Source organism: Thermodesulfobacteriota bacterium, assembly GCA_040756475.1.
Lineage (GTDB): Bacteria > Desulfobacterota > Deferrisomatia > Deferrisomatales > JACRMM01 > JBFLZB01.
Map to the genome: position 1 here is coordinate 1 of JBFLZB010000165.1, position 10380 is coordinate 10380.

At 68.4% G+C, this 10380-nt stretch carries 10 protein-coding genes; 3 read left to right on the forward strand and 7 right to left on the reverse strand.

What is annotated here, in order from left to right; translation table 11 throughout:
• The first annotated feature begins 428 nt into the window (after window positions 1–428).
• Complete coding sequence (locus AB1578_18410) at window positions 429–1004, forward strand: Uma2 family endonuclease (protein MEW6489868.1); 576 nt, start codon at window positions 429–431, stop codon at window positions 1002–1004.
• Between the two features lie 24 nt (window positions 1005–1028).
• Here the strand turns inward: AB1578_18410 and AB1578_18415 are convergent, their stop codons facing one another.
• The 3 genes from AB1578_18415 to AB1578_18425 are packed head-to-tail and all read right to left on the reverse strand — an operon-like array spanning window position 1029 to window position 6475.
• A complete protein-coding gene (locus AB1578_18415) occupies window positions 1029–3743 on the reverse strand; it encodes a DEAD/DEAH box helicase family protein (GenBank protein MEW6489869.1) in 2715 nt (904 codons plus the stop codon).
• On the reverse strand, window positions 3743–6001 hold the full coding sequence (locus AB1578_18420; protein MEW6489870.1) for a DNA methyltransferase: 2259 nt from the start codon (window positions 5999–6001) through the stop codon (window positions 3743–3745). Before AB1578_18420 ends, AB1578_18415 begins: the two co-directional genes overlap by 1 nt.
• Window positions 6002–6022: 21 nt before the next feature.
• Window positions 6023–6475, reverse strand: a complete 453-nt coding sequence (locus AB1578_18425; GenBank protein ID MEW6489871.1) for an ATP-binding protein — start codon at window positions 6473–6475, stop codon at window positions 6023–6025.
• Window positions 6476–6642: 167 nt separating this feature from the next.
• On the opposite strand from AB1578_18425, the gene AB1578_18430 reads away from it, so the two are divergent.
• Complete coding sequence (locus AB1578_18430; protein ID MEW6489872.1) at window positions 6643–6831, forward strand: transposase; 189 nt, start codon at window positions 6643–6645, stop codon at window positions 6829–6831.
• Between the two features lie 379 nt (window positions 6832–7210).
• Here the strand turns inward: AB1578_18430 and AB1578_18435 are convergent, their stop codons facing one another.
• Window positions 7211–7795 carry a Uma2 family endonuclease gene (locus tag AB1578_18435; GenBank protein MEW6489873.1) on the reverse strand — a complete coding sequence of 195 codons (585 nt, stop codon included), beginning with the start codon at window positions 7793–7795 and terminating at the stop codon, window positions 7211–7213.
• Between the two features lie 347 nt (window positions 7796–8142).
• Between AB1578_18435 and AB1578_18440 the strand changes: the two genes are divergently transcribed.
• On the forward strand, window positions 8143–8670 hold the full coding sequence (locus AB1578_18440) for a DUF1579 domain-containing protein (GenBank protein MEW6489874.1): 528 nt from the start codon (window positions 8143–8145) through the stop codon (window positions 8668–8670).
• A 72-nt stretch (window positions 8671–8742) separates the two neighbouring features.
• Here AB1578_18440 and AB1578_18445 read toward each other — a convergent pair whose 3' ends face one another.
• The 3 genes from AB1578_18445 to AB1578_18455 form a co-directional block, all read right to left on the reverse strand.
• A complete protein-coding gene (locus tag AB1578_18445) occupies window positions 8743–9150 on the reverse strand; it encodes a type II toxin-antitoxin system VapC family toxin (protein ID MEW6489875.1) in 408 nt (135 codons plus the stop codon).
• The gene (locus tag AB1578_18450) at window positions 9147–9452 is read right to left on the reverse strand and encodes a CopG family transcriptional regulator (GenBank protein ID MEW6489876.1); all 306 of its coding nucleotides are present in this window, start codon (window positions 9450–9452) and stop codon (window positions 9147–9149) included. Before AB1578_18450 ends, AB1578_18445 begins: the two co-directional genes overlap by 4 nt.
• A gap of 147 nt (window positions 9453–9599) precedes the next feature.
• On the reverse strand, window positions 9600–10380 hold a 781-nt coding region (locus tag AB1578_18455), incomplete at its 5' end, for a tetratricopeptide repeat protein (protein ID MEW6489877.1).

Below are 10380 nucleotides of genomic sequence, written 5' to 3' on the forward strand. Positions count from 1 at the left end.
CGAGATCGAGGCGGTGCTGGCGCAGCTCGGGGAGCTCGACCTGGGGTCGTCCGCGATCCCATCCGGGGGGCCGCGGTGCCGGTAGGAGGGGATGGGGGGGAAGTTTTGGGGAGGGGTCGGGGGGCCCTGTAGCGCAGCTGCGCACCGCATCGACCGATCGACGCCACCCGGTGCAGACCGGTGAAGCTCGGCGCACCGATTCCCTCGGGGAGATGCCCTCTGGAAGCCGCGGATTGCGCGGAGGAGCGGAGGGGCTCCCCGAGCCCGCTGCCCACCCAGGCGGCGGTTCCAGGGTCCGCGCTTCCCTTGACACCCTCCAGCTCCGCCCGTACCGTCAGACCCACCGCAAACGGGGGCCCGGCGCGGGACCCGGGAAGAAATCCCCCCTGCGGGGTGCCCAGCGAGGGCAGCGCGCGAGGAGGCATCCCATGGGAAGGCCAGCCGGGAAGCGGGCGACCTACGAAGACCTGTACACGATCCCCGAAGGCGCCATCGGCGAGATCATCGACGGCGAGCTCGTGGTGACGCCCCGGCCGTCGCCGGAGCACGCCGCTGCCGCGTCGGTCCTGGGGGGAGAGCTCGTTCCGCCGTACCACATGGGGCGCGGCGGCGGGCTGGGAGGCTGGATCATCCTGGACGAGCCCGAGGTCCTCTTTCCCGGCCGGGGCGAGCCCCTGGTCCCCGACCTGGCCGGGTGGAAGCGGGAGCGGTTCGTCCGATCCCCTGAGCACAACTGGATCGCCGTCGCCCCCGACTGGGTCTGCGAGGTCCTCTCTCCGGGCACCGCCAAGAAGGACCGCTTCACGAAGATGGAGATCTACCGCCAGAGCCCCGAGGTCGGGCACGTGTGGCTGGTAGACCCACTCCACAAGACCCTGGAGGTGTTCGGGCGCGGGGAGTCCGGCGCCTGGGTGCCCGAGAGTTTCTTCGCCGAGGACGACCTCGTCCGCGCCGAACCCTTTCCCGAGGCGCAGTTTCCCCTCAAGGGGCTGTGGCTGGAGTGAGACGGAGTTTCCTCAACGCCCTCGTCAGGCTTGACCCCACCTCCGTGCGGTAGCCGCGGGCCCCCCTCCCCCAAACGCCTCCGCCAGGCCCCGAAAGCTCTTCGCCCGGGCCTTCTTCCACCCCTCCTCCGGCACGTAGAGGGGCCGGAACCGCCGGGTCCCGTCCGCGGCCGAGGCGTCCTCGCACCAGCGGCAGAGCCGCTCCCACTTGCCCGGGTCCTCCACGTCTTCCCTGCCCTTGGTCTCGACGATCCAGTAGTCGGTCTCGGTCTCCTTCACCAGGAAGTCCGGGTAGTAGTTGGCCAGGCCGCCCTCGGCCGTCTGGTACTCGATCCGGAGCGAGCTCGCCTGGCGCTGGGGGTTCTTCGCGAAGGAGACGAGGTCCTCGCACCCGTCCAGGAAGCCGGCGAACTCCAACTCGAAGCCCTGGTCGGTCACCACCTTGTTGAACACCGAGCGCTTCGGCACGAGGTAGGGCTGGCTGGTCACCACGTACGGGCGCGCCTTGCTGAGCTTGATCGTGCCCTTGACCTCGGTCGTCCCCTTCTCCTGCACCGTGAGGGCGTTGATGGCCGCCTTGAAGGTCTCCAGGATCTTCCGGATCGCCGCGGGTTCGGAGAGGTTGCGGAGCACGTTCAGGTCGTCCAGGTCCACGGGCTTCTCGAAGAGGCGGCTCCCCATGTACTCCTTGAGCTTCCCGAAGAGCACGTCGAACCCGCCCACGAGCCGCAGGTCCCGGAGGATCGTCCGGGCGAAGAAGCCCACGGCCGCCTGGTGGCTGGGCGCGAGGGTCGTGTCGAGCAGGGTGGTGTGACTGCGCTCGCCGGTGTCCAGGTCCTTGAAGACGATCTCCCGCTGCTCCTCGGCGGAGAACCGCTTGAGGGCCAGGTTCCCCGGCGGCAGCGCCCGCGCGTCCAGGGCCTCCAGGTTCTTGAACTCCCGGTAGAGCCGCGGGGCCAGGATCGGCAGCTCCATGTCGAGCCGCTCAAGGTCCTTCTTGTCGTTGTCCCGATCGACCTCGACAACGATGGGTGACTTCCCGCCGCCGCCCCCCGGTCCCATCGGCGCGTACTCCAGCTCCACCCCCTCGCTTCGGATCGACTCCACGAAGTCCACGAAGGCGTCGGTGCCCACCACGCTCACCTTCTCGACCACGGGCTCCCCGCGAAACATCCGCCGCAGCCCCCGGCCCAGGGTCTGCTCGGGCAGGATGCGGCTCGCGGCCTTGTAGGGCCGAAGGCCGACGATGGTCACCACGTTCTGCACGTCCCAGCCTTCGCGGAGCATCATGACCGAGACGATGGCCTTGCAGGGGTTCTCCGCCAGGTCGATCTCGCGGCTCATCCGCCGCAGGCGTTCCAGTTCCTCCTTGTTCTTGCCCTTCACGGCCTCCGAGATCTCGCCGTTTCGCTTGGTGTGGATCACCAGCACGCCGTCCCGGAGCTCGGGGTAGCGCGCCTCCAGGTACTCGCCCACCTCGTCGCAGTTCCGGGTGTCGTCGGTCATGACGAAGAGCACGGGCTTCTTCGTCGCCGAGAGCTCGTCGTAGACCTTCCGCCACTCCAGGTACCCCAGGTGCAGGTAGTCCGCGTAGCGCTCGGTGAACGTCTCGCTCGCCCGCTCCGAGAGCTTGGCCCGCGAGGCCGCGTCCGGGAGCACCGGCGTCTTCACCACCCCCTGGCGGATCGCCTCCACCAGGGGGTAGTCGGCCACGGTCTGGACGAAGATGGCGCCGTTCGTGTGTTTGGGCGTGGCCGTGAGGTCGAGTTGGACCGAGAGCCGGCTCCCCTTCAGGCGAAGTCGCCCCGAGATGTCGGCGATGTTCCGGAACCAGGCGAGCTCCTCGTCGTGGATGTGGTGGGCCTCGTCGTTCAGGATCACCAGGTCGTCCACGTCCCGCACGATCTGCCCCAGGTCCAGGCCGCTCGCCGCCTTACCCGTCGGCCGGCGGCCCAGGAAGTAGGCCGTGGTGTCCTCGTCCTCAAAAGACGGCGCGAAGGTGTCGTCGGCGAGGCGGTGGACGTTGGAGAGGAAGAGGTTCCCGGCGTCCGAGACCACGCCGATCTCGTCCTGAATGTGCAAGGCCAGCTGGAAGTCGTCCTGCCAGGCGCGGCCCTCGTGGCCGTTCTCGGGCAGCACGGGGTCGTCGTAGAAGATCCGCAGGCCGTCGAAGTCCTGGCGCAGGCGGTCGAGGACGATGATGTTCGGCGCCAGCACGAGGAAGTTCGTGGAGAGGTCCGAGCCCTCCTCGTAGCGCTTGTGGAAGTAGGCCCAGGCGATGAGGAGGCTCATCACCTTGGTCTTGCCCGCGCCGGTGGCGAGCTTCAGCACGTAGCGGGTCCAGTCCTCGGCGAACAGGCCCTTCGAGACCCGTCCGGACGCGTCGTACCGGATGAGGGCGTAGGGATCCCGGGCCTCCTCGACCTCGTACAGCCAGATCGCCGACTCCACCGCCTCGCGCTGGGCGAAGTAGTAGCGGAAGGGCCGGAGCGCCCCCTCCCCCGCGGGGAGCACGTGTTCGGCCTCGAACCAGTGGCGCAGCAGCGCCCGGGTGGTGTCGCTCGCGCCCTCGTACCCGCTGTCGCGCCACTCCTTCACCCCCTGGCGGATCCTGTGGACCAGCGGCGGCAGGAGCGTCGCCTGGCCGGCCTCGGTGAAGACCTCCTCGCCGGGGTACCAGCGCACCGCCGGGTCGAGGATCGCGTGGGGGTCAGCGGGGAAGCTCGGATGGAGGCCCATCAGACCTTCACCTCCACGACCTTGGTGGTGTCGTTGCCGAAGATGTCGATCACCTTGACCGCGACCTTGTACCGGCCCTTCTTCGGGTACTCGTGGGCCCGGCTGGTGAGCTCCAGCGACCGGTCCTTGCGGGTGCGGAAGCTCTGCCACTCGTTCTCGAAGATGTAGTTCCCGGTCCACACCTCGCGCTCGACGCCTTCTTCCGGCGGGCCCTCGACCACGCGCACGATCTCCTTGCGGTTCTCGTAGTCGAAGTCCACGGCCCAGTAGTCGATCCAGTCGGTCCACTTTTTGGTCAGGACCTCTCGGGTGACCTTGCCCTTCTTGTCCTTCGCCACCCGGACCACCTGCCCCCCGTCCACCGTCACCTTGCTCCCCCCGGCCTTGAGCTTCTCGCCGAGGCCGTCCAGGTCGTCCTGCCGGTAGAAGACCCCGAAGTCCTTCAGGGTCACGGTCACCGTCTGTTTCGACACCTTGGGCAGCACCTCCACGTAGGCCACGTCATAGAACCGCACCTGCCCGCGCTCCACGGCCCGACGGTCGAAGACGTCTTTGGGGATGTACTTCAAGGACAGCGTCACCCCCTTGGCCCGGGCCTCGTCCTGGATCACGGGCGCGAGCCCCATCTCGAACTCGAACCCGAGCACGTCGACTCGGCTCACCTTCTTGCGCCGGCACTGGGCGATGACCTCCTCGACCTGACCGAGCGTCACCGGCGCGTCGATCGGCCCCACCACCACGGCCGTGGCGCCCTTCTTCCCGTGGAAGGGCGGCGTCTGGAACACCCGCTCGGCCCTGTAGGCGGAGAGGATCAGGGTGAGGTAGTGCTCCTCCTTCTGGAGCGTGAGGGCCCGGCGCTGCTCCTCGGGTAGGTTCGGGTCGATGCCCACGAAGTACTGCCGCTCGTACTTGCCCAGGTTCAGGATCTCGAAACTCCGGTAGGGCTTCCCGGCCGCCTTGAGCTCCCGCTGGACAGCGATCAGCCGCTTTCGCGCCGTATGGATCGCGAACCGCCCCAGGTCGCAGCCGATCCACTTCCGGCCCAGCTTCTCGGCCACGGCGAGCGTGGTGCCGGAGCCGCAGAAGAAGTCGGCGACGAGGTCGCCTTCGTTGGAGGACATCTGAATGACCCGGTCCAGCAGGACCTCCGGCTTCTGAGTGTCGTACCCCACCGCCTCGATCGCCTGGGAGTTGATGGCGTTCACGTCCAGCCAGAGGTCCTGCACGGGAACACCGGGCATCTCGTCGAGATAGCGCTTGTACCGAGGGACGGCACCGGGACTCGGTTGGACGACCCGCCCGGCCCTGTACATCTCCTCCATGCGTTCTCGTTTGAATCGCCAGTACTTCGTGACACCGAGGAACTCGTAAAGGGGGTTCCCTTTCGACGCGCCGCCCGGACCAGTGAGATCCGCAAGTTCGTATCGCCTCCCGGTATCGGGCTCAACGCTCTTGTAGTGGGTGGCAAGGTACTTCTCGTCGTACGGTGCGTACTGCATACTCCAGCGGTACCGGTCGCCCTTGCTGTAAAGCAAGATCACGTCGTGGAGCCTCCCCATGTGCTGGGCTCCCTGGCCGGTGTCGCTGTGCGCGGTCTGCCGCTTCCAGATGATCTGGTTGATGAACTGATTGCGGCCGAAGATCTCGTCCATGGCGGCCTTGACGTAATGGGATACTGCCCAGCCCACGTGCACGTAGATCGTGCCGTCGTCGGCCAGGAGGCCGTGCATCAGCCGAAGCCGCTCGTAGATCATCGCCAGGTACGAATCCGTTCCTCGCCCCCAAGTGTCCCGGTAGGCGAGCTCCTCGATCACCGTGGGCTCTTTGGTGAGCGTCCCATCTCCGAGGTCGATGTCGACCGAGAAGTCCGCCCCCACGTCGAACGGCGGGTCGATGTAGATGAGCTTCAGCCCGCCGGCCCCGTCGATCTCGCGCCGAAGAGGGCCGTTCTTGAGCGATGAGAGGACAAGCTTGTTGTCGCCCCAGATGAGCTTGTTCGCCCACCCGCCGGCCTGCCGCCCGCCGTCCCCCACCGAAAAGAGCCCGAGCTGCTCCTTCCCCTCGGCCCGCGGCTCGTCGATCTGCTCGATGGACTGGAACGGCAAGACCACGTTCGTGACCTCGCTCGTCTTCCCCTGCCACACGAGCTCCACCTCGGGCGCATCCTCGAACAGTGCCAGCTTGTACCGAGCCGGCAAAGGCTCCCCCCGGTCGAGGTGCGCCTTGATGATCTCTTTGTCGCGGTCGGTCAGGTTCATGGGGCGGAGGCCCTCCCAGGCTCAGGGGGTTTGCGGCCGTTTGAGCTTGTACGTTCCCGTCTTCGGCGCGCCGGCGAACTCGATCACCCCCGAGCGCGAGAGCGCCGCGAGGTCTCTTCGGGCGGTGGCGGAGGAGCAGCCAAAGCGCTTCGCCACCATGGAGCCCCGGACGGTTCGGCCCGAAGCCAGCTCCCTCAGGACCCAGAGCTGACGCTCGTTGAGGTCGCGCCGCACCACCTCGTTTACTAGCTCATTTACTAGATCATTTACTGCGTCACGATCGGATTCTCCCTGGGCAGGCTCTGCCTTGTCCCGAGACGCCGGGTGGGGTCGAAACCCAACGCGCATCGCGGCCCCCAGCTCCTCCCACTCAGGAATCGGATAACCGCCGGACCGACACGCTTCGACGACGCGGCGGTAGCCGCTGCCCCACTCCTCGATGAGCCCCAGCTCCCGCATCACGCGAGCGATCACGCGGTTCCCCCTGTGTCAGGATAGTTGTCGGATGGGGTTGGGGTGGGGTTGGTTCGGCCCCCCCGAAGGTGAGCGTAGCGAACCGAAGGGGGGGCCGGCGGCGGCGAGCCGCCGATGCCCCTCTCCCACCAACAACCTGAACTGGGGGCGGGTGGAGCTGACCACCCATGCGGTATTCGAAGACGTTCAAGGCGAAGATGGTGCAGAAACTGGCCGATCCCCGTGGGCTCACCGCAGGAGAGCTCGCCCAGGAGGTGGGCGTGCACCAGACCACGTTGTCGCGTTGGTTGCGGGAGGCTGGTAGGGTAGCGGACCGAGACATTTGCTCCTTTCCGACCATCCCAGGAGATCCATGACTTCCAAGCGCCCCCAAGACTGGACCGGCGAGGAAAAGCTCAACGCCGTCATCGAGGCGGCCACCGTGCCGGAGGAGGACCTGGGGGCCTTTCTGCGCCGCAAGGCCTGCACGAGGCCCAGCTCAAGGAGTGGCGCCAGATCGTGCTCTCGGGCCTGGAGAAGCGCCCTGCTTGGCCAGCGGAGGGCCGCACGCCGGAGGCCCCCCGGCTACGAGAGCTCGAGCGCGAGCTGGCGCGCAAGGACAAGGCCTTGGCGGAGGCGGCGGCGCCCCACAGACCGAGAACGACAGGATGCTCTGGCTCCGCAACCTGGTCCGCTTTCTGGTCGGAGTGTCTTTCTTCGCCATGCACTTCCTTTCCATGCTCTCCGAACCGCCCCTCACCCGGCCCCCGCCGGAGAGCTCCACCAGAGATGGGCCAGCTCGATCTCGATCTCCTGGAAGGGTTCGGCGCGGACGCGATCGTTGCCGCCGTATAGGCCGCGGACCACCCAAGACCGAGACGAGGCGTCGAGGGCGTAGACCTCCAGGGTGCGGTGGAGGGGATCCAGGAGCCAGAGGTGGGCCACGCCGTGGTTCCGGTAGATGGCGGTCTTCTGGATGCGGTCCAGCCGGACCGTGCCGGGGGAGAGCACCTCGCAGACCCAGTCGGGGGTGACGGAGATCCAGTTGTGCTCTTCCGACTCGATCAGCCGTTCCCGCCTCCACCCGGCCAGGTCGGGCACGAGGATGTGCTCCCCGAGGCCAAGCTCCGGTTCCACGAGGATGACCCAGCCCCCCGGTCCCCCGCGCCCGAGCTGGTAGGGCGGCCCCACTTCCTTGTCGAGGGACGAGGTGGCAAAGACGTGCCGCCTCGAGGGGCGCGGCGTGACCACGAGCTCGCCGGCTACGATCTCGCCGGTGGCGTTCTCGGGAATGCGAGAGAGGTCCTCGTAGGTGGCGGCTCTTCCCGCGGGCTGGGGCATCTCGGAGCGCCTCCCGGCTAGGAGAAGGAGGGACACGCGGGGACACCCTACCAGCGGGCACTGCTGAAGTAAATCCGGCCCGTGGCGGTGCCCGGTAGGAGCCGGCGCCTGCCGACGATCCGGCCAAGGGCCGGCTGACTCGTAGGGACAGCCCCGCGGGAGCCGTGTCGCCTGCGGGAGCAGGCTCCTACCTGCCGTTGAGAGCCGGTCGGGAAGACAGGTGCCCCGCCGGACGGACCGAGCGTCGACCGCGGGAAACCCCAAAGGCTGGTTGACGCTCCCCCGCCCGGAGGTAGGGTTCTCCTCCGGCGGGGGGAGGGACCAAGGGGGGAGCGGAGGGTGCGGCGATGGACGAGAAGAAGCGCGAAGCCATGATGAACGCGTGGATGGCGGCGGGAACGCCGGGCACGCCCCACGAGCTCCTGGGGCGGATGGTGGGGAGCTGGGAGGTGCGGGGGCGGATGTGGATGGAAGGCCCCGAGGGGCCGGTCTCGGAGAGCCGGGGCACGGTGGAGACCCGGTGGCTCCTGCCCGGGCTGTGGGTGCAGGACGAGGTGGAGATGGAGATGATGGGCCGGCCCTTCCGGGGCTACGGCGTCTCCGGTTACGACAACCTGAAGAAGAAGTACGTGGCCATGTGGTGCGACAGCACCAGCACCGCGCTGCTCACCATGGAGGGGAACCTGGACGCCGGGGGGAAGACCCTGGCCCTCTTCGGGGTGGCCAACGACCCGGTGACGGGGGAGCAGGACAAGCTCATGGGGTACGTCACCCACTTCGAGGACGCCGACCACCACCGCTTCGAGATCCGCGACTACGCCCTCTCCCCCGAGGGGGTGCGGACGATGGAGCTTCTCTACGCGAGGAAGAAGTAGGCCGGAGACGGGAGCCCGGCGACTCTCGGGCTTCTGGGAGGCGCGGCCGGCTGCTGAGGAGCCGGCTTGGCGCTACGCCTGTGGCCACACCTGGAAGCCAGCACGCTCGAAGTGCCGATCGAAGGCGAAGGCGCAACGAATCCGGTGTCTTCGCATGAGCACAAAGGAGATGCAGTCGGTAAAGGACACCTCCTGGTCCGCGAACTTCTCAAGAAGCTCCACAGCCTGGACCTCGTCTTCGGGGACGGGCCGGAGGATAAGGAGCGACGGCGACGCGAGCAGCCCCCGAGCCCTGTCCGCGGCAAAGGCATAGCCGGCGCGCCTTCCGAGCAGGGTGAACGTCTCGTCGAGGACGAAGTTGCTGGTCGCGCAGCGGCGCCCATCCCCTGCCAACCGGCGCCATGCGGCAACGGCTGTTCGGTGATGCTGGTCGCGCTCGATGTGGCGGGCCAGGAAGGGGCCGGTGTCGATGAAGATCATCGGGGCTCGGGATCGGAGGGGCGAGAGATCGCGCGGCCCCTCTCGCAGGCTTGCCCGAGATCCTGCGCCGGCTCTTCGCCGTACAGGTGGAGGTCGTGAGCCGCCGAGAGATCTGCGGGGGCCTCGCCCCGGTACACCGTATCGTCGGCGTACAGGGGATCGCCCTGCGCCCGCTCGGGGCGGCTCAGCAGGGCGTCGAGCGAGACGCGAACGAGCTCTCCAAGGGATACGCCCATGTCCTCGGCGCGCCGGACGGCGCGATTCCTCAGGTCGTCCGGTAGCATGATCGTCGTTCGATGCATCCTGGCCTCCTCGGTGGTCTCCCCGCCGCCCCAGCAGCGGGCCTCCATAATACTCCCGCCATAACAGCCGGGCAACCGCACCTGGGGCCCAACGCTGCGGCGAAATCCGGGCCGGCGGGTGAAGCCGAGAGCCCTCCCGGGCCCGCCTCACTGCGCCGGGATCTCCTGGAGGGAGCGCTGCATCCGGAGGGCGCGTTCGAGTTGGAGGCGGGCCTGGACGTGTTCCGGATCGCGGGCGAGGCTTTCTTCCCAGTAGCGGATGGCCTGGTCCAGGTCGGTGCGGGAAACCCGCAGACCCTTCTCGTAGAGCTCCTGGGCGAGGGCCTTGTCCGCGGGGGCGGGGCCCATCGGCGCACGAGGTGTCGGGGCAGAGGGAGCGGACGGGGGAGCCACGGGGGCCGGTGGGGCCGCCGGGGGAGGAGTGGTGGCGCGGGGCACCGCGGGCGCCGGGAGGTCCGCGGCCGCGGGCGTTCCCGAGAGCTTCCGGCGGGCTTCGGCCAGGTGGCCCTGGGCATCCCGGTCGTCGGGAAACGAGCGCAGGTATTTCTCGAGCTCGAGGATGCTCTCCTCGTAGGCGCCCTGCTGGAGGAGCGAGATGCCCGTCTCCAGGTAGTCGCGCTCCTGCTGCCCCGCCGCCGCTTGCGCCGGGGGCGCCCCCCTCTTGCCGGCGCTCCCTTCCCCCTGCCGGCCCCGCAGTTTGGCGAGTCGTGCGGTTTGTGCCGCCAGCGCCCGCTCCCGGTCGAGCTCCCGGAGGCGGGGCAGGGGCTCGGTGCGCAGGGGGTCCAGCGCCAGGGCCTTGAGGTACGCGGTCTGGGCGCGCTCGGGGTTGCCGGCCGCGCGGGCCTGGTCGCCCGCCCGCAGGTGTTGCTCGAAGCGGTGGTGGATGAGCGCCTGGACCGCTGCGACCTGCTTGCGGTACTCGGTGTTC

Coding starts and splice junctions, on each gene's coding strand:
- AB1578_18410 (MEW6489868.1), top strand. CDS start 429: ATGGGAAGGCCAGCCGGGAAGCGGGCGACCTACGAAGACCTGTACACG.
- AB1578_18415 (MEW6489869.1), bottom strand. CDS start 3,743: ATGGGCCTCCATCCGAGCTTCCCCGCTGACCCCCACGCGATCCTCGAC.
- AB1578_18420 (MEW6489870.1), bottom strand. CDS start 6,001: ATGAACCTGACCGACCGCGACAAAGAGATCATCAAGGCGCACCTCGAC.
- AB1578_18430 (MEW6489872.1), top strand. CDS start 6,643: ATGCGGTATTCGAAGACGTTCAAGGCGAAGATGGTGCAGAAACTGGCC.
- AB1578_18435 (MEW6489873.1), bottom strand. CDS start 7,795: ATGCCCCAGCCCGCGGGAAGAGCCGCCACCTACGAGGACCTCTCTCGC.
- AB1578_18440 (MEW6489874.1), top strand. CDS start 8,143: ATGGACGAGAAGAAGCGCGAAGCCATGATGAACGCGTGGATGGCGGCG.
- AB1578_18445 (MEW6489875.1), bottom strand. CDS start 9,150: ATGATCTTCATCGACACCGGCCCCTTCCTGGCCCGCCACATCGAGCGC.
- AB1578_18450 (MEW6489876.1), bottom strand. CDS start 9,452: ATGCATCGAACGACGATCATGCTACCGGACGACCTGAGGAATCGCGCC.